Source organism: Tamlana sp. s12, assembly GCF_016767215.1.
Taxonomy (GTDB): domain Bacteria; phylum Bacteroidota; class Bacteroidia; order Flavobacteriales; family Flavobacteriaceae; genus Pseudotamlana; species Pseudotamlana agarivorans.
On the sequence record NZ_CP068547.1, the window covers coordinates 983,940 to 1,001,933 of the forward strand.

At 35.0% G+C, this 17,994-nt stretch carries 16 protein-coding genes; 9 read left to right on the top strand and 7 right to left on the bottom strand.

The window, feature by feature from the left end; all coding sequences use genetic code 11:
* From JJL45_RS04150 to JJL45_RS04170, 5 genes are all read left to right on the top strand, one after another.
* Positions 1–759, top strand: a complete 759-nt coding sequence (locus tag JJL45_RS04150) for a tetratricopeptide repeat protein (RefSeq protein ID WP_068603474.1) — start codon at positions 1–3, stop codon at positions 757–759.
* Positions 760–817: 58 nt separating this feature from the next.
* Positions 818–1,120: a hypothetical protein gene (locus JJL45_RS04155; protein WP_068603476.1), complete on the top strand. Its 303-nt coding sequence runs from the start codon at positions 818–820 to the stop codon at positions 1,118–1,120.
* 81 nt (positions 1,121–1,201) lie between these two features.
* A complete protein-coding gene (locus tag JJL45_RS04160; protein ID WP_068603478.1) occupies positions 1,202–2,794 on the top strand; it encodes a SulP family inorganic anion transporter in 1,593 nt (530 codons plus the stop codon).
* A gap of 77 nt (positions 2,795–2,871) precedes the next feature.
* A complete protein-coding gene (locus tag JJL45_RS04165; protein ID WP_068603481.1) occupies positions 2,872–3,498 on the top strand; it encodes a carbonic anhydrase family protein in 627 nt (208 codons plus the stop codon).
* Positions 3,499–3,672: 174 nt separating this feature from the next.
* Positions 3,673–5,547, top strand: a complete 1,875-nt coding sequence (locus JJL45_RS04170; RefSeq protein WP_068603483.1) for a SulP family inorganic anion transporter — start codon at positions 3,673–3,675, stop codon at positions 5,545–5,547.
* 9 nt (positions 5,548–5,556) lie between these two features.
* Here JJL45_RS04170 and JJL45_RS04175 read toward each other — a convergent pair whose 3' ends face one another.
* Positions 5,557–6,114, bottom strand: a complete 558-nt coding sequence (locus tag JJL45_RS04175) for a CvpA family protein (protein ID WP_068603485.1) — start codon at positions 6,112–6,114, stop codon at positions 5,557–5,559.
* A gap of 147 nt (positions 6,115–6,261) precedes the next feature.
* Between JJL45_RS04175 and JJL45_RS04180 the strand changes: the two genes are divergently transcribed.
* A complete protein-coding gene (locus tag JJL45_RS04180; protein ID WP_068603488.1) occupies positions 6,262–6,618 on the top strand; it encodes a hypothetical protein in 357 nt (118 codons plus the stop codon).
* 158 nt (positions 6,619–6,776) lie between these two features.
* Positions 6,777–7,796, top strand: coding sequence for a phenylalanine--tRNA ligase subunit alpha (gene pheS, locus JJL45_RS04185; protein WP_068603490.1), 1,020 nt, complete (start codon positions 6,777–6,779; stop codon positions 7,794–7,796).
* 83 nt (positions 7,797–7,879) lie between these two features.
* Here the strand turns inward: pheS and JJL45_RS04190 are convergent, their stop codons facing one another.
* Positions 7,880–9,454: an OmpA family protein gene (locus JJL45_RS04190; RefSeq protein WP_082935937.1), complete on the bottom strand. Its 1,575-nt coding sequence runs from the start codon at positions 9,452–9,454 to the stop codon at positions 7,880–7,882.
* 122 nt (positions 9,455–9,576) lie between these two features.
* On the bottom strand, positions 9,577–11,100 hold the full coding sequence (locus tag JJL45_RS04195; RefSeq protein ID WP_068603496.1) for a GH3 auxin-responsive promoter family protein: 1,524 nt from the start codon (positions 11,098–11,100) through the stop codon (positions 9,577–9,579).
* A gap of 43 nt (positions 11,101–11,143) precedes the next feature.
* On the opposite strand from JJL45_RS04195, the gene JJL45_RS04200 reads away from it, so the two are divergent.
* Positions 11,144–11,938 carry a DUF2797 domain-containing protein gene (locus tag JJL45_RS04200; protein WP_082935945.1) on the top strand — a complete coding sequence of 265 codons (795 nt, stop codon included), beginning with the start codon at positions 11,144–11,146 and terminating at the stop codon, positions 11,936–11,938.
* Between the two features lie 74 nt (positions 11,939–12,012).
* Here JJL45_RS04200 and rpsU read toward each other — a convergent pair whose 3' ends face one another.
* The 4 genes from rpsU to JJL45_RS04220 all read right to left on the bottom strand — a co-directional run bounded on the left by rpsU (position 12,013) and on the right by JJL45_RS04220 (position 16,766).
* Positions 12,013–12,207: a 30S ribosomal protein S21 gene (rpsU, locus tag JJL45_RS04205; protein ID WP_067146962.1), complete on the bottom strand. Its 195-nt coding sequence runs from the start codon at positions 12,205–12,207 to the stop codon at positions 12,013–12,015.
* A gap of 39 nt (positions 12,208–12,246) precedes the next feature.
* Positions 12,247–13,110, bottom strand: coding sequence for an RNA polymerase sigma factor RpoD/SigA (locus JJL45_RS04210; RefSeq protein WP_067146964.1), 864 nt, complete (start codon positions 13,108–13,110; stop codon positions 12,247–12,249).
* 155 nt (positions 13,111–13,265) lie between these two features.
* On the bottom strand, positions 13,266–15,941 hold the full coding sequence (locus JJL45_RS04215) for an AsmA-like C-terminal region-containing protein (RefSeq protein WP_068603499.1): 2,676 nt from the start codon (positions 15,939–15,941) through the stop codon (positions 13,266–13,268).
* 120 nt (positions 15,942–16,061) lie between these two features.
* Positions 16,062–16,766, bottom strand: coding sequence for a queuosine precursor transporter (locus JJL45_RS04220; RefSeq protein ID WP_068603501.1), 705 nt, complete (start codon positions 16,764–16,766; stop codon positions 16,062–16,064).
* Between the two features lie 72 nt (positions 16,767–16,838).
* On the opposite strand from JJL45_RS04220, the gene folK reads away from it, so the two are divergent.
* Positions 16,839–17,969, top strand: a complete 1,131-nt coding sequence (gene folK / locus JJL45_RS04225) for a 2-amino-4-hydroxy-6-hydroxymethyldihydropteridine diphosphokinase (RefSeq protein ID WP_068603503.1) — start codon at positions 16,839–16,841, stop codon at positions 17,967–17,969.
* Positions 17,970–17,994: the final 25 nt, after the last annotated feature.

The window sequence follows — 17,994 nt, forward strand, 5'->3', positions numbered from 1 at the left end:
ATGAAAAATATACTATATGTAGTCTCTTTTTTACTAAGTTTTGGTCTTTTTGCTCAAAACCAAGCCTTGTTTGACAAAGCCAATGCCTTTTATAATGATGGAAAATATGCAGAAGCTATAGATCAATATCAAGCCATTTTGGAAAGTGGCGTGCACTCGTCTGAGGTATATTTTAATTTGGCCAATGCCAATTATAAATTAAATAACATCGCACCTAGTATTTACTACTACGAGAAGGCCTTGCTTTTAGATCCAACTGACCAGGATATTAAAAACAATTTGGCTTACGCTAATAATATGACCATTGATGCCATACCTGTGGTTCCTGAGGCAGGATTATCAAAACTAATTCGTAATGTTACCAATAAACTGTCATTCGATGGTTGGGCAATTACAGCAGTAAGTCTGGTGTTCGTTTTTGTTATATTGTTTTTGGTTTATCATTTTTCATATGCAACGGGAATAAAACGTTTAATGTTTGTTTGTAGTCTAACCGTATTGATACTTATGTTTATCAGTTTATCCTTGGCTTTTCATAAATATAATTTGGATAAAAAAGATAATCCAGCCATTATATTTGTTCAAGAGAGTAAAGTGAAAAGTACACCAAATGCAACAAGTGAGGAGGTTTTTAGACTTCATGAGGGCACTAAAGTTCAAGTTGAAGAAGCTTATACCGATTGGCTGAAAATAAAAATAGCCGACGGAAAAACAGGATGGGTTCTTAATCAGGACCTTAAATTGCTAAAGGATTTTTAAATCGATAAGGAATTTTAAGATATATATATTATATTTGAGAGTGTAAAAAAACTAGTAAATGTCAAGACATTTTGTTTCTATAGTGCTCTCTGTTATTTTTTTGGGGTTCATTACAGCCCCTACTCTTATTCAGATTGTTGATGATTCTATTGACGTTTCATTTTTCTACTCTTATACTGAAGAAGAAGAAAAGGGCCCTACTAAAAATGTAAATAAAGAAATAGTAGTCCTTGGCGATTCAAATAATGAATCTGGTTTTCTTTTTAGTTCCAATGAAAATAATATGGGGTATGTTTTTAAAAACTACGCGAAACCTCCTATTAATTTAGTATCTCCTCCTCCAGATTTTTACTTATTATAATTATTTGTATTCCGACGATTAATTCCGTCTATTTTTTAACAGCTTAAGCTGACTTTTCGGCTTGAGATAAATTATTATAGTATGTTTAAATATATTAAAAATGACTTGCCAGCGAGTATAGTCGTATTCTTTGTTGCTTTACCATTATGTTTGGGAATCGCTTTAGCTAGTGGAGCTCCATTGTTTTCCGGTGTTATAGCAGGTATTGTAGGTGGTATTGTTGTAGGGGCGCTCAGTGGTTCTAAATTGGGTGTTAGTGGTCCCGCAGCAGGTTTGGCGGCTATTGTACTAACAGCTATTGGTTCCTTAGGAGGTTATGAGAACTTCCTAGTAGCCGTTGTTTTAGCTGGTATTATTCAAATGGTTTTCGGAGTTTTAAAAGCAGGTGTAATAGCCTATTACTTTCCTTCTTCCGTTATTAAAGGAATGCTTACCGGTATTGGTATCATTATCATTTTAAAACAAATACCACACTTTTTTGGCTACGACGCAGAACCTGAAGGTGCCGATAGTTTTATAGAAGCTTCTGGAGAAAATACCTTCTCTGCTATTTTTAACGTCTTCGACAATCTTGTAATGGGATCCTTTATTATTGGTTTACTTGGTCTTGCTGTAATCTTGATTTGGGATAATGTTTTAGCTAAAAAGGCAAAGCTTTTTACCGTAATTCAAGGACCACTTGTTGCCGTAGTTTTGGGTATCATTTTTTATTTGTTAACCGCTTCAAATGAAGCATTAGCGATTTCAGATTCTCATTTAGTAAGTGTACCAATTCCAGATGATATAAATTCATTTTTTGGCCAATTTAGCTTTCCAAGATTTGCGGCAATTACTAATACAGAGATTTGGGTAGTGGCTTTTACCATTGCTTTAGTGGCTAGTTTAGAAACCTTATTATGTGTTGAGGCCACCGATAAATTAGATCCAGATAAAAATGTAACACCTACGAATCGTGAGTTATTAGCTCAAGGTGCAGGAAATGTCATTTCTGGGTTGATTGGTGGTTTGCCAATTACTCAAGTTATTGTTAGAAGTTCAGCAAACATTCAATCGGGTGGAAAAACGAAGATGTCGGCTATAATACATGGTTTCTTTTTATTAATTTCGGTAATCCTAATCCCTAATTTGTTAAATAAAATTCCACTTTCTGTATTAGCGGCGATTTTATTAGTAGTAGGCTACAAATTAGCTAAACCGGGCTTGTTTAAAAAAATGTACAAGATGGGATGGAAACAATTTGTTCCTTTTATAGTAACCGTGGTAGGTATCGTTTTTACCGATCTACTTGTGGGAATAGCTTTAGGTTTATTAGTGGGTATTGTTGTTATATTATTAAAAAGTTACCAGAATTCTCACTTTTTACATATAGAGGATAAAAGTAATGGTAAGCATAGAATTAAAATGACCTTAGCTGAAGAAGTAACATTCTTTAATAAGGGTGCTATTTTAAAAGAATTAGATAATTTGCCAAATGAAACATATTTGGAGTTGGATCTCATGAAAACAAGGTATTTAGATAATGATGTTATTGAAATATTAGATGATTTTTCACATAAAGCAAAAGAACGTAATATAGATATTAAGTTGGTTTCAAAACGTGGTGTTGTGGAAAACCCAGAAAGTTATTTTGAGTTTTTCCGTACGCGTCCAAAATCAAAAATAAGTTTAAGTTAAAATATGTATGAGGGATTGAGTTATTTATTTTTGAATGACTCAAACCTGAAAACAATCATTATAAATAAAAGCATATTATGAAAGCACATACTCAAGAAACACAGGCAACAATGACTCCTGAGAAGTCAATTCAATTTTTAAAAGAAGGAAATCAAAGATTTCAAAAAAACTTAAAAGCAAACAGAAATTTACTAGAGCAGGTAAATGATACTAGTGAGGGACAATTTCCATTTGCCACGATTTTAAGCTGTATTGATTCTAGGGTGTCGGCAGAACTGGTGTTCGACCAAGGTTTAGGTGATATATTTAGTGTTCGTATAGCAGGTAATTTTGTGAATGAGGATATTTTAGGTAGTATGGAATTTGCCTGTAAATTGGCAGGTACGAAGGTTATTGTAGTTTTAGGACATACTAGCTGTGGAGCTATAAAAGGCGCTTGCGATCATGCCGAGTTAGGAAATTTAACTAAGCTTATCGAAAAAATTACGCCTGCGGTTAATGCTGTTGAAGCACCTAAGGACGAAGCATTAAGAACGTCTAAAAACTTAGATTTCGTTGATGAAGTGGCTAAAAAAAATGTAGAATTAACCATTGATAGAATTCATGCTGAAAGTCCGATTCTATCAGAAATGGAAAAAAATGGTGAAATTAAAATTGTAGGAGCGATGTACGATATTAGTACAGGAGCTGTGGAATTCTATTAAAATCATCCCTAAAAACAGGTCCTTATAACACATAGAGTTTGATAAACTTTGTTTTATCCATTGTTTTATGTTGTGACTAAAATTAATAAATAGCAAAACAAAAAGTCAATACTTGAGGTATTGACTTTTTTATTACAAAAAAATACGCTAACTTAATGATTAACAAGTAAGTGTATGAAGAAGTTGTTTTCGAATATAAGAGGCGATGCCTTTGGAGGAATTACAGCTGGTATAGTTGCCCTTCCTCTAGCTTTAGCTTTTGGTGTGTCTTCTGGTCTTGGACCAACCGCAGGACTTTACGGGGCTATCTTTATAAGTTTTTTTGCTGCACTTTTTGGAGGAACTAATACGCAAATTTCAGGTCCTACAGCACCTATGACTGCGGTAAGTATGGTGGTTATAGCAGGTATTGTTGCTGCAAACGATGGCGATGTTTCCAAAGCTTTACCAACCGTACTAACGGTTTTTTTGTTAGCGGGACTTATGCAAGTAGGTTTGGGGGTTTTAGGATTAGGTAAATACATTCGTTACATTCCTTACCCTGTAGTTTCTGGTTTTATGACAGCTATTGGCCTCATTATTATTATGACCCAAATACTGCCAGCTTTAGGGTATTATCCAAAAGAAGACATGCCTTTTGTTGAACAGTTTAAACCGCAAGCCGAAGAAACTATATTAGAAAACATTCTTAGAGAAGAAGCAGGCGAAGGTATTCTTGTTCTAGAAAATTTTAAAGAAACGATTGAGCGTTCTCATCATATTTCACAAGAAGATATTTTGGTTGAATCGCAAACCCTGGCTGCTAAAAAAACATCGGGAGCATTGGGAGCCATTAAGGCCATTCCTCGCGCTTTAAAAGATATTAATTGGCTAGAATTAATATTAGCCCTCGGAACCATAATCATTATTTATGGTTTTAAAAGAATAACCAAAGCTGTGCCTAGTACTTTGGTAGCCTTGGCTGTTATGTCGGCAATTGCGGTTGTTTTTGGTTTAGATTATCGTCCTATCGATAAAATCCCTAGTGGATTGCCTATTCCCAATCTCGGTATTTTTACTGAATTTAAACTTGCAAGTGTGACTCCTTATGTTTTCACGGCGCTTACTTTAGCACTTTTAGGAGCTATCGATTCCTTGTTAACCAGTGTAGTTGCCGATAATATGACTAAAACCAAACACAAACCTAACAAAGAATTGGTAGGTCAAGGGATAGGAAATAGTATCGCAGCCATTTTTGGAGGTATTCCTGGAGCAGGCGCAACCATTAGAACGGTTGTGAACATTACTTCTGGAGGAAAAACGAAGTTATCGGGGATGATTTCAAGTGTCATGCTTTTAGCGATTTTGCTTGGTTTAGGTCCTGTAGCTTCTCGTATTCCAGCGGCTGTATTAGCAGGGATTTTATTAACTGTTGGTTTTGGAGTTATGGATTTTAAAGGTATTAAAGCCATACCTAGTTTGCCAAAAGACATGAATTTCGGACTTTTTAAAATCAGTTCCGAAGTTTTAATAATGGTTATTGTATTGATCCTCTCAACCTTTTGGAATTTAGTTTACGCCGTAGGCATCGGACTTATTATTGCCTCCTTAATGTTTATGAAGAAAATAGGCGATTTAACTGCCGAACGCTCCGATGTTAAACCACTTAAGGAAGAGGCTTGGGATGATGAAGGCGATTTTCCTGCCAATTTAAAAGAAGCGGTTTTTATAAAACACATTAAAGGCCCTTTGTTTTTTGGAACCACTAGCGATTTTCAGCAGCTTACTGCTCAAATTCCAGATTCAGCCAAAACCGTGATTCTAAGATTGGGGCGCATGCAATATGTGGATCAATCGGGATTGTATGCTATGGAGGATATGCTTCAGGATTTAAATAAAAAAAACGTAGAAGTTTTGTTTGTCGACCTTCTAAAGCAGCCTAAATACATGATGGAGCGCATTGGTATTATTCCGCAGTTAATTCCTAAAGCACATATTTTTAAAGATTTTAAAACCTGTTTACAGTGGATTAAACAAAATATAATAGCCAAACACAATGGTGGAAATTAGCTTAATAATTTAAGCTTCTTTATTAAGTATCGGAGTTTCAACTTCTAATTCATCAGTGTCATCTTCCTCTGAATTCAGTTTTTCAGTTTCATCTAAAACACTAGGATAAATTAAGGGCACAATAGATTTTACAGGCTCGTAAAGTATGGAGTCTTCAATAGTTTCTGCATCCAAAAAGGTGATGCTGTTATTCATTCGACTAAAGATATTTATTATAACGCTAAGTATTAAAGCTATTTTTAGCGCTCCGAAAACGCCTCCTAATAATTTATTTAAAATGCCTAAAGCAGCGAAGTCAGCGAGCTTAGTAAGGGCTTTTCCTGCCAGACCGATGGCTAATACGATAACAATAAAAGTGATTGCAAAGGCGGAAATTGTAATGGTGTGCTCTTCCCAACTGGTTAATTCTTTTAAGTATTCGGCAGCATAATTACTAAAGTGAATCGCGCCATAAACTCCTGCGATTAATGCGATGAGTGAAGCGACTTCTACGAAGAGCCCTTTCATAAAACCGCGAACCAAGCCAAATAAGATTAAAGCTCCTAAAACAATATCAATAGCACCCATAAATGTTAATATTTTTGTAAATATAAAATAATTTCTGCCCTTTTTATGGTAGAAGAAGTCAAGTATTCAAGCCATTCCGTAACTTTGGCTGCAAAATCATTGTAGAGGTAAGTTTTATTAAGCCTCTTTGAAAAAACATAACAAGAGATGTCAAGAGACGAACAATTAAAGGAGCGATGGAATATGGTAGTAACAAAATTGTCTGATCAATTTGCCGATGGAGACCCTTTAGATCTCGATGCGATCATCTATTTGATTGGTGTACAGGAACTTGGGCAGTTAGGTAGAACTTTTAAAAAGGATCAAAAGCTGGATCTTATGCACATTGCCATTTGTAAACTTTTAGTGCCTTATGGCTATTACGAACTCGAATTTGTTGATGATGAAGGTTGGCCACATTATAAAACCCTTGAAAACTTACCACATTTAAAGGCTGGCGAGCAAAGTGTTTTAATGAAGGAAGCCATTGTAAATTACTTTTTAGAAACCGAATATATCAATTAAAAATATTTTGGGCGCCAGCTTGCCGGTTGGCAGGTTACCTAAAGGTCGGGCTTTTTGCCAATCTTTTTGTTCGGAGCTCTCAAAAAGGATTTCCTCTTTAATCCCTAACGCAAATCGCGAAAAAGTAGTAAATTTGCGTTCATTTTTGAAATGACGATATGATAGATAAGATAAAAGACCTAATTGCTGAAGCAGAAGCTTTTGAAGCTAAAACCAAAGACGAGGTTGAAGCATTCCGTATTAAATACTTAGGAAAGAAAGGTTTGTTAAACGACTTTTTTGCCGAATTTAAAAATGTTGCAAACGACCAGAAAAAGGAGTTTGGACAAACTATAAATGCGCTTAAAAAAACGGCCGAAGATAAAGTCAACGCTTTAAAGGACGCTCTCGAGAGCACCGAAGAAGTTAAAGGTGTTTACGGCGATTTATCACGGCCAGGTGAGCCCATTCATATTGGTGCACGTCATCCAATCTCTATTGTTAAGAATCAAATTATAGATATTTTTTCACGTATTGGATTTAACGTTAGTGAAGGGCCAGAGATTGAAGATGACTGGCATAACTTTACAGCTTTAAACTTGCCAGAGTATCATCCAGCACGTGACATGCAGGACACCTTTTTTATTCAAACCAATCCAGATATATTATTGCGTACACATACCAGTTCTGTACAAGTACGTTACATGGAGAATAATAAACCACCAATTCGTACTATTTCGCCAGGTCGTGTGTATAGAAACGAAGCGATTTCGGCACGTTCACACTGTTTTTTCCATCAAGTAGAAGGTTTATACATTGATAAAGACGTGAGTTTTGCCGATTTAAAGCAAACACTTCAGCATTTCACAACGGAGATGTTTGGAAAGAGTAAAATTCGTTTACGTCCTTCATATTTCCCGTTTACAGAACCAAGTGCAGAAATAGATGTGTACTGGGGCTTAGAAACTGAAACCGATTATAAAATCACGAAAGGTACTGGGTGGTTAGAAATTGGAGGCTGTGGTATGGTAGATCCTAATGTATTGGAAAACTGTAATATTGATACTAATGAATATTCAGGTTTTGCTTTTGGTGTTGGGATTGATCGTATTGCGATGCTATTACACCAAATAGGAGATATCAGATTATTAAGTGAGAACGATGTACGTTTCTTAGAGCAATTTAAAAGCGCTCTATAAATAGAGTTCAATATAAAATTAAAAAGATCGTCTAAATTAAAACTTAGACGATCTTTTTTTGTTTTGTAAAGCTATATAATGAGCTAGTCTAATATCATAAATTCAATACGTCTATTGGCTTGTAAATCTTCTTTTGAACATTGGTTCTTACAGTCTATGATTGGCTGAGTTTCACCAAAACCATGAGCTTCTAAACGGTTTTCATCAATGTTTTTGCTAATTAAATATGCTACTGTGGATTGCGCTCGTTTTTTAGATAAAATTAGGTTGTATGCATCACTACCTTTATTATCGGTATGTGCATTAATAGATAACTTCATCTCCGGATGGTCGTTTAGAATTTTAACAACCTTATTTAAGGTGACAAACGATTCTTCTTTAATGTTCCATTTGTCGAAATCGAAATAGATGTTTTCCAGTATAATTCTTGAATTCTCTATAATCGGCGCTACGGTTTGTAATGGGATATCCTTTACATATACATATTTATCCTGTGGGTGATCTGAAGAAAAAAGCTCTTGAGAACTCACAAAACCTTCTTTTACGGTTGTTATCGTATAATCTTCATTTGGCTCAACGGCAAATTTATAAGAACCATCGGCTGCGCTAATAGTTTTTGCAATTTCTAGTCCGTCATCGTCAAACAAAGTGAGTTGAGCATTAGGAAGCTTTATTTGTGTTTCTGCATCTAAAACGGTTCCTGTTAAGGATTGTGTTACCTCAAAAATAGATACGATATAAACATCATAGCTGCCTATGCCACCAGACTTATTGGAAGTCACATAACCACGTCTTTTGGTGGCTATAAAAAAGGCAATATCATCTGCCGAAGTATTGATTGTTGTTCCTAAGTTTATTGGGTTTCTAATACCTTTATTTGATAGTTTACTTCTAAATAGATCATAACCGCCTAGGTTATCATGACCCTTAGAGGCAAAAAACAAGTACTTATCGTCTAGAGATAAGGCAGGATATTTTTCGTCTTTAGCTGTATTTACTTCACTACCTAAATTTTTAGGTGTATCTAATGTGCCATCAGGTTTAATATTAGATACATATAAATCGAAACCACCGTAGCCATCAGGATAGTTGGCAGCGAAATAAAGTTTATTTCCAGCATGGTTTACAAAAGGGGTTTCAATAGAAACACCTGGTTTATTAATGCTTAAAGCGATTTCATTAATCCAGTTTCCATTTGAGTTTTCTTCTAAATCAGACTTATAGATTTTATATTCTAAAGAATTATCGTGTGAGCTGCGGGTGAAATATACCGTTTGTTCATTTTTAGAAAAGCTAATTTGGTCTTCACTAAAATGCGTGTTTAATATACGAGAGTACGAAAGTGGTCGGGTTATTAATCCTGTAGACTTATCGACATCTAAACAGTATAAATCTTTATGGGCCTCATGGGTATTTGGATCAATTTTCGATAATCCTCCTACCTTTCTAGATGATACCATGATAAATTTCTCCTTAAAAAATCCTGATCCAATATCTGAAAATTCAGAATTTGAATACGTAGGGGAAATTTCAAAATGAAATCCGTTTTCACTAATAGATGTTGATTTTTTTGTGTTTTGTGTGTCATAGGTATTTGAACCTTGGCTTAGGACAACATGTGTCACAATAAACATGAGAAAACAAAGTGTCGATTTCATAGTAAAATGGTTAAGTTATTCGTTGGTCTCTTGTAAAGATAAACTAGTATGCTGTTATTATAATATCATATAGATTAAAAGACAGATAATTCGTTGTGAGCAACAAATATACAAGAAAAAGACTACACGAATTGAAGGTTAAGGACTAATAGTTCGTCGATGTATTCTCTTGTGTTAGAAAGTCTTGGGATTTTATGCTGTCCGCCCAGTTTTTTGTTTTGCTTCAGCCAGTCGTAAAAAAGATTCTTACGTGCTATGTTGACTTTAGGTTGATTTAAAGTGATGTTGTTGTAACGCTTAGCTTCGTAATCAGAGTTTAGAGTCATTAAAGTACGATCCAGTAATTCAGTAAAATAATTAATATCTGCTGGAGGGGTTTTAAATTCGATTAACCATTCGTGAGCGCCTTTTTCTTTGCCTTGCATAAAAACCGGTGCCGCGGTATACTCAACAATCTCCGAATGTGTCGCATTACAAACGGTTTTAAGGGCGTTTTCGGCATTTTCAATGATGAGTTCTTCGCCAAAAACATTGATGTGGTGTTTTGTTCTTCCCGAAACACGAATACGATAAGGGTTTAAAGAGGTAAACCTTACGGTATCTCCAATTTTATAACGCCATAATCCGGCATTGGTAGTGATAATAACCGCGTAATTTTTATCAAGTTCAACCTCACTAAGTGGAATGGCTTTTTCTTCCGAAGAAGCGTAAATATCCATCGGGATGAACTCATAAAAAATACCATAGTCCAGCATGAGTAAAAGGTCTTTCGAATTATTCTGGTCTTGAATCGCAAAAAATCCTTCAGAGGCGTTATAGATTTCATAATATTTAAACCCTGAATTTGGTAAGATGTTTTTGTACTGATCGGCATAAGGAGTAAAGCTAACACCGCCATGAAAATACACCTCAAGATTAGGCCATACGTCATGTAAGCTTTTTTTACCGGTTGTTTCTAAAACATTGTTTAAAAGTACAAGCATCCAAGAGGGTACACCGGCTAAACTAGTAACATTTTCATGTCGTGTTTCATCAACTATAGCCTGCATTTTATATTCCCAGTCGCTCATAAGCGATACTTTGTTGCTGGGGGTGCTACTAAACTCGGCCCAAAAAGGCATGTTATCTATAAGAATGGCTGATAAATCGCCAAACACCGTACCGTTTTCTTTATACAATTGTTTGCTACCACCTAAACGTAAACTTTTACCTGTGAATAATTGAGCATTTTCATTGTTGTTTAAATACATGCATAACAAATCTTTGCTTGCGGCGTAATGGCAATCTTCAAGTGATTCTTCACTAACAGGAATAAATTTACTTTTTGATCGGGTGGTACCGCTAGATTTTGCGAACCATTTTATGGGAGTGGGCCAGAAAATATTGCTTTCACCTTTTCTAGACCGTTCGATAACATCTTGCCAGCCGTCGTAATTTTTAATGGGCACACGCTCGGCAAAAGTCTTGTAATTTTTTATTGAAGCGAAATCATGTTTTTTACCAATTTCAGTGTCTTTAGCGAACTGAATCAGGTTCATTAGCAATTCGTTTTGAACTTCATTTGGATACTTTAAAAACAATTCAATTTGATGAAAACGCTTTTTTAAAAACCAAGATGCAATCGAATTAACTATGGGTATTGACATAATTTATTTTATCTTTAATTTTTTAAAAATAATACTTTTTTTTATGACCTACCAAGGTGTATTAACAAAAATGGAAACCGAATTTTCAAGTCCAATTCAATATTATTTGGTATTCGAAACTGATTTTCTAAATATGAATCAGTTGCTGGATAAAAATATTGAAATGACTTTTGTTAAATACCAATGTTTAAACTGTGCTTTGGATCGACCAATTTTCCGTCAAGGCTATTGTAAATCCTGTTTTTTTGAAGTGCCACAGGCCGCCGATTGGATCATGCACCCCGAATTAAGTACCGCACATCTGGATCAAGAAGATCGTGATTTAGAATTTGAGAAATCGGTGCAATTAAAGCCTCATATTGTGTATTTGGCTAACTCTAGCAATGTGAAAGTTGGCGTTACTAGAAAAACCCAAGTGCCTACACGTTGGATAGATCAAGGTGCTCATGAGGCCATTGAAATTGTTGAGGTGCCTAACCGTTATTTAGCAGGAATTACCGAGGTGGCATTAAAGGATCATGTGGCCGATAAAACGAACTGGCGTAAAATGCTTAAAAATGATATTGAGGATGAAAATTTAGCAACATGGAGAGCACGCTTAGCCGAATATATTCCTGAGGAGGTTAAATCGTATTTTATGGCTGATAAAACGGAAACTCATATTGATTTTCCAGTAATTAAATATCCAGAAAAACCAAAAAGTCTAAACCTTAAAAAGGCGCTTCAGTATACTGGGAAATTGGTGGGTATCAAGGGGCAATATCTTATTTTTGAAGACGATACGGTTTTCAATGTACGTGCCAATGAAGGTTTAGTTGTTCAAATTACTGTACAATAGAAAAACCCTATATAAACTAAAACCCATTTACAAAACAATGTAAATGGGTTTTAAAATACTATTTATAGTGAGACTTAAATTTCTTGTTGGTCTCTTAAATTTTGGATATAAGCTGCTTTTTGAACTTGACGACGTCTTTTTACAGATGGTTTTGTAAAGAATTGTCCGTCTCTTAAGTTTTGCATTACTTTAATGTTTCTGTGTTTTCTCTTATAGCGTTTTAAGGCGCGCTCTATGTTTTCGCCGTCTTTTACAATGATTTTTAACATAACTTGTTTTTAATAAATTATAATTTTAATATTTAGAAATTACCCTAAATACGTTTTAAGTACTCTACTTTTTGATGTGTGGCGTAATCTACGAATGCCACGTTCTTTTATTTGTCTAACCCGTTCTCTGGTGATGCCAAAAGCTTCACCTATTTCTTCAAGGCTCTTAGATTGTTTTACACTAATACCGTAATAGTAGCGTATCACCTGAGCTTCTTTGTCCGAAAGTGTTTCTAATGCACGATTCACTTCGGCGTTTAAAGATTCTTTAAGCAAATCAGAATCGGGTGCGTTGGAATCATTCGATTTTACAACGTCATACAGACTAAAAGTTTCGCCATCTACAAGAGGTGCATCCATAGATACATGTCTTCCAGAGGCTTTCATGGATTGCTTTACATCGTTAACCGTAAGGTCTAATGTGGTTGCAATCTCTTGAGCGCTAGGCGCTCGTTCATGAGTTTGTTCTAAAAATGAATAAGCCTTATTAATTTTATTTATAGAACCAATTTTGTTCAAAGGTAATCTAACTATTCGAGATTGTTGTGCTAAAGCTTGAAGAATTGCTTGTCGAATCCACCAAACCGCATATGAAATGAATTTGAAACCTCGTGTTTCATCAAAGCGTTTCGCCGCTTTTACTAGGCCAGCGTTGCCTTCGTTGATTAAATCGGGTAGTGTTAAACCTTGATTTTGATACTGTTTAGAAACTGAAACTACAAAACGTAAATTTGCCGTAGTAAGGGTGTCCAGAGCTTTTTGATCGCCTTTTTTGATTTTTTGTGCTAATTCCACTTCTTCGTCAGCGGTGATTAATGGAATTTTACTAATGTCTTGAAGGTATTTGTCTAATGATTTGGATTCTCGGTTGGTAACTTGCTTTGTAATTTTTAATTGCCTCATACAGATTTTTTAAGATTATGTCGAACCTATAATATAAGCTTTTTAAAGCGAATAACCTAAAATATCGGCTGTTTGGGCTTAAAACACTTCAAAAAGCATAAAAATCGTGCTGTTTTTAGTGCTTTTTGAAGGATTTTGAACTTTTTAGTGGTTTTTTAAAGACTGTCTTGTTCTTTTTTCTTTCCAAAGAATCCGCCTAGGGCATTTTTAATAAGTTGCTCAGAGGAACTTTTGCTATCAGAAGTGCTGTCGGTAGTCTTTTTAGACTTTATGATTTCGTTTATGGTTTTTTGAACCGTATTATTTTGTTCCGTTTTAATAGAATCTGATTTAGCCTTATTGCTACCTATAACGTCTCCAATAAGGTTGTTAATTTGTGCTTTTCCGTGATTTAAAAGCTTTTCTTTTTGAATTTCTAAAAGCTGATTGCTCAAGTTTTTTACACTGCTTGTTACATCTGTTTTTACATTAGGATTCTTGTAATTCCCGGTGATGTTTGCTGTTACCGGAATACTGATGTTATTTACCTTTGGGTCGTCTATTTTACCTATTAAACGGTTAATATCGCTACCTAAATATTTTGCTGGAACGTTAAATACCATGTTATAGTCGACGGTATTATTAAAGCCATGAGCACCAGAGATATTAATATCGATATCTTTATACTTTATAGTAAAAGGCGATACACTTACTTTTCCGTTGGCAAACTCTAAATGGGTTTTTAAATCGTTTAAATTAATAGCTTCAAAATCGATGAAGTCTATGCTTTGATCCAACTTGCTAATCAATGCACTTTGATCATTGACCATTTTGGTGCTTTGTAATTCCGCGAAAGCGCTACCCGAAACACTGTTTAAATCAGGAGTAAATTCTTTGTTTAAGTTTCCTGAAATGGCAATATTACTGTTTAACTTACCGTCAAATAACTTAATAATGGGTGCTAAATTTTGGAGTAATTCTAAGCCTTTAAAAGACTGAGCGATATCAAATTTGCTAGCATCTAGTTTTACGTTAAATGTAGGGGTTTCAGCTTTTGTTGAGACTTCTCCCGAAAGCATTAATTGACCGTCAAATATATTCGATCTTAAATTTTGTAAGGTGGCTTTTTGATCTTTTACCAGTAAAGTACCCGAAACATTTTTAAGGTTTAAATTATCGTAAACCACTGTTTTAGCCTTGGCATTTATGGTACAGTCTAAAAAGGCAGGGATTTTTAAGCTTTCTGTGTTTTGATTTGTAGTGGTTTCTTTAGTAGGTTCCTCTTCTTCCGTTTCAGCCATAAAATCGCCTACTTTGAAAAGGTTAGAATTCATATCGAATTGGCCTTTTAAAGTGGTATTACTAAATAAGAAACCTAATAAATTATTAATAGTTCCCGAGGCTTTTAAATCACTAGATCCTGTTTTGGCTTCGAATGTGTTTAAGGCCACAGTACCTGGATTAAAAGTTAATTGCGCTTGACTAATTTCAAGGGGATTTAGTAAGTCTTCCGAGTAGAAAGTAAACCCAGAAAGGCTTGCCGATCCACTACTTTTAACACGCTCGTAAGCGTTGGTTTCAATGGCATTCATGTCGAAAGCCGTATTTATGTAGGCTTTTAAAATACCGCTAAGTTTATGATCTAGATCCACCGGATATACTTTAGATACGTTAGCCAGATTTAAAACACCCTGTACCTGAGCATCAACCAACATATTTTTGGTAAGGTTTTTTACATGTGCCGAGGCTTTAAAAACATCACTGTCTATCGTAAAATTTAATGCGTTTAAATCTAAATAGGTGTCATCCGTTTGCCCTGTAGTATTTTTAATAAGGGCATCTATACTTATGTTTTTAACACCTTTTGGTAAGTCGGGATATTGAAATGAGGCATTGTTAGAAACCATACTAATGTCAAATTGAGGAATGGTGGTTTCGGTAAGCTGACCGTTAACCATACCTTTAATTTTAAAGTCGCCTGTAGTTTTTACTTGTTCAATACTTTTAGAATAGGTTTCAGGAACGAGCGCTAAAAAGTTTTTAAAATCTGTTTCTGGATTTTCAAAAGTAATGGCGATTTCTTGTCCGTTGTCAAGCAGTTTAACATACCCATCAAAATGTATAGGTAACTGATTGATTTGTGCTTTGTTTTCCTTGAAAGTGTATTTGTTCTGATTTAAATCGACATCAATTAATGCATCAAGTTTTATGCTGTTATTGTTTAAATAATTGGTGTTTTCAATGTTTAAACTGATATTGAAATGGGTATCTGTGTCTAATTCTGAAACTTCAGAAGTAAAAGTACCATGCCCTTCATGGTTGAATTCGGTAATGTGGGCGATGGTTTCCGATAGCTCATCAAGGTAAGTTAATGCACTGTTTTTTATTTGATAATCTTTAATACTGAAGTTGAAATTGGCTGGTTTTTCTTCCGCGGAAGCGTTATCAGACTCTTTAGCAATATCGTAATTGTTATTGCCAAATTTATCGGTTTTTAAAGTGATTAAAGCTTCGTCTACATAAATGGAATTCACTACGATGGCCTCGTTGGCACCCTTGAAAATTTCTTTAACCGACATGGTAAACGAAATGCTTTTAGCAGTTGCAAGGGTTTCGTTTTTAAAGGGAGCATTATTGGTAATCACCAGATCACTTACACTAATCCCTGCTTCGGGAAAGTTTCGAATAAAGCTGAGATTGATATCACTAAATTCAACTTTAGCGTTTAAGTTTTGATTTATAGTTTGTTTGACTAGCTCTTGTATGCGCCCTTCAAATATAAACGGAATGGCGATAAGTGCTATAATAATTATAATGAGGATGACTCCAAAAATTTTTAGTGCTTTCTTCATAAAAAGTGAGAACATGTTGTGGTTAATGGCGCAAAGTTAAAGGATTTCGTAAGTGCAAATAGACTTATTACCATTAAAAGTTAACGCAATTGCCAATTGTGTAGTTTAGGGCGCTTAGGTTTACAGTAAATCGATTTCTTGATTTACTTTTAATCGGAAACGTTTTCTAAAAAGGTAAACGCCAAAGTAGAGAAAAGGAGTGTCGCAAGCCGCAATAATCACTTTAAAAAGAAAACCACTAAGCACTAAGCCTTTGAAATTCTGCCATTCGATAATACCAAAAGAGCAAAGTAAAAAAACGATGGTAAAGGTGTCGATAAACTGCGAAAACCACGTGGAAAAGTTATTTCGTAACCATAAATACCGTCCAAAAGTGAGGCGTTTCCAAAAGTGATAAATTTGAATGTCTATAAACTGGGCAAACAAATAGGTAATCATACTGGCAAAAACTGCGATAGAAGTATTGCCAAATACGGTGTTAAACATTTTGTCGTCTACATAAGACCATGATGTCGCTGGTACCAAGCTGGATACGTGAATGATTAAAAGTGAAAAAAGAGAGGCGAAAATACCAACTACCACAACATCGTTTGCACGTTTTTTACCATAAATTTCACTAATTAAATCGGTGATAAGAAAGGTAATCGGGTAGGGTAAAACACCTACCGATATTTCGAACAACTTGGTGTCGAAAAACTCAATGTCAATAGGATACCAATAGAAAAATTTCTGAAAAATTAGATTGGAAACGACTAAGGAGGTTATAAACAGGCCACCTAAAAGCAAGTAAATACGTTGGGCGGCAAGTTTATCTCTTAAAGTCATAAGGCAATTGTGAATAAATAGCTGTTGTAAATATAAAGGATTAAAATTTGTTTTAGTTATTTTGTCGATTCTATGCTAAAATCAACGACATATTATATTGCTTTAGGTAGTAATAAAGGCGATAAATTCAAGAATTTGCAAGATGCTGTACAGGCTATTTTTGTGCAAATCGGACATGTTTTATCGATTTCTAAGGTTTATCAATCACCAGCTTTTGGATTTGAAAGTGAAGATTTTTTAAACTGCTGTTTGGTGTTGCAAAGTGAATTTAGTCCAGAAAAGGTTTTAGACTTGCTTTTAGGTATTGAAACGTCTCTAGGTCGTGTGCGAACTCAGAAAAGTGGTTATGAAGCACGGGTAATTGATTTGGATATTGTTTTAGCTGAAGCTGAAATAATACAAACCGAGAAATTGCAAATACCACATCCAGAAATGCAAAAACGCAAGTTTGTGTTGTTGCCTTTAAACGATATCGCGTCTAAAGTGGTGCATCCTGTATTGCATAAAGAGATTTCGGAATTGTTACAACATTGTGATGATGATTCTGTTTTAGAACCTTTAAATATTTGGTTGAAAAACCCAAGTAAAGCGTATCCAATTTCGAAATACGATTACATTGCTATTGAAGGAAATATTGGCTCGGGGAAAACTAGCCTCGCTACCAAAATATCTGAAGATTTTAATGCCAAATTAGTTTTAGAGCGTTTTGCCGATAATCCTTTCTTGCCTAAATTTTATGAAGATGCGAATCGCTATGCCTTTACTTTAGAAATGTCTTTTTTGGCCGACCGTTACCAGCAGATTTCCGAAGATTTAGCGCAGCTCGATTTGTTTAAAGATTTTATTGTTAGTGATTACGATGTGTTTAAATCCCTTATTTTTTCTAAAATCACCTTGCAGGAAGACGAGTTTAATCTTTACCGAAAGCTGTTTTATTTGATGTATAAAGAGCTTCGAAAGCCTGATTTGTATGTGTATTTACATCAAAACACCGAGCGTTTACAACAAAACATCAAAAAACGGGGCCGTGAGTATGAGCAAAATATCGAAAATGCTTATTTGGAAAAAATAAATGCTGGCTACCTGGAGTTTTTAAAAACTCAAACGGATTTTAACGTGAAAATAATAGATGTGTCTCACCGGGATTTTGTTGAAAACCGATCGGATTATTTGTGGGTTTTGGAGGAGATTTGTAGGTTATAGTGAAATACATTTTTTAGTAATTCAC

Bases quoted from the DNA above. Each gene is read 5' to 3' on its own strand.
- JJL45_RS04150 (WP_068603474.1), top strand. From the start codon at position 1: ATGAAAAATATACTATATGTAGTCTCTTTTTTACTAAGTTTTGGTCTT.
- JJL45_RS04155 (WP_068603476.1), top strand. From the start codon at position 818: ATGTCAAGACATTTTGTTTCTATAGTGCTCTCTGTTATTTTTTTGGGG.
- JJL45_RS04160 (WP_068603478.1), top strand. From the start codon at position 1,202: ATGTTTAAATATATTAAAAATGACTTGCCAGCGAGTATAGTCGTATTC.
- JJL45_RS04165 (WP_068603481.1), top strand. From the start codon at position 2,872: ATGAAAGCACATACTCAAGAAACACAGGCAACAATGACTCCTGAGAAG.
- JJL45_RS04170 (WP_068603483.1), top strand. From the start codon at position 3,673: ATGAAGAAGTTGTTTTCGAATATAAGAGGCGATGCCTTTGGAGGAATT.
- JJL45_RS04175 (WP_068603485.1), bottom strand. From the start codon at position 6,114: ATGGGTGCTATTGATATTGTTTTAGGAGCTTTAATCTTATTTGGCTTG.
- JJL45_RS04180 (WP_068603488.1), top strand. From the start codon at position 6,262: ATGTCAAGAGACGAACAATTAAAGGAGCGATGGAATATGGTAGTAACA.
- pheS (WP_068603490.1), top strand. From the start codon at position 6,777: ATGATAGATAAGATAAAAGACCTAATTGCTGAAGCAGAAGCTTTTGAA.
- JJL45_RS04190 (WP_082935937.1), bottom strand. From the start codon at position 9,454: ATGAAATCGACACTTTGTTTTCTCATGTTTATTGTGACACATGTTGTC.
- JJL45_RS04195 (WP_068603496.1), bottom strand. From the start codon at position 11,100: ATGTCAATACCCATAGTTAATTCGATTGCATCTTGGTTTTTAAAAAAG.
- JJL45_RS04200 (WP_082935945.1), top strand. From the start codon at position 11,144: ATGACCTACCAAGGTGTATTAACAAAAATGGAAACCGAATTTTCAAGT.
- rpsU (WP_067146962.1), bottom strand. From the start codon at position 12,207: ATGTTAAAAATCATTGTAAAAGACGGCGAAAACATAGAGCGCGCCTTA.
- JJL45_RS04210 (WP_067146964.1), bottom strand. From the start codon at position 13,110: ATGAGGCAATTAAAAATTACAAAGCAAGTTACCAACCGAGAATCCAAA.
- JJL45_RS04215 (WP_068603499.1), bottom strand. From the start codon at position 15,941: ATGAAGAAAGCACTAAAAATTTTTGGAGTCATCCTCATTATAATTATT.
- JJL45_RS04220 (WP_068603501.1), bottom strand. From the start codon at position 16,766: ATGACTTTAAGAGATAAACTTGCCGCCCAACGTATTTACTTGCTTTTA.
- folK (WP_068603503.1), top strand. From the start codon at position 16,839: ATGCTAAAATCAACGACATATTATATTGCTTTAGGTAGTAATAAAGGC.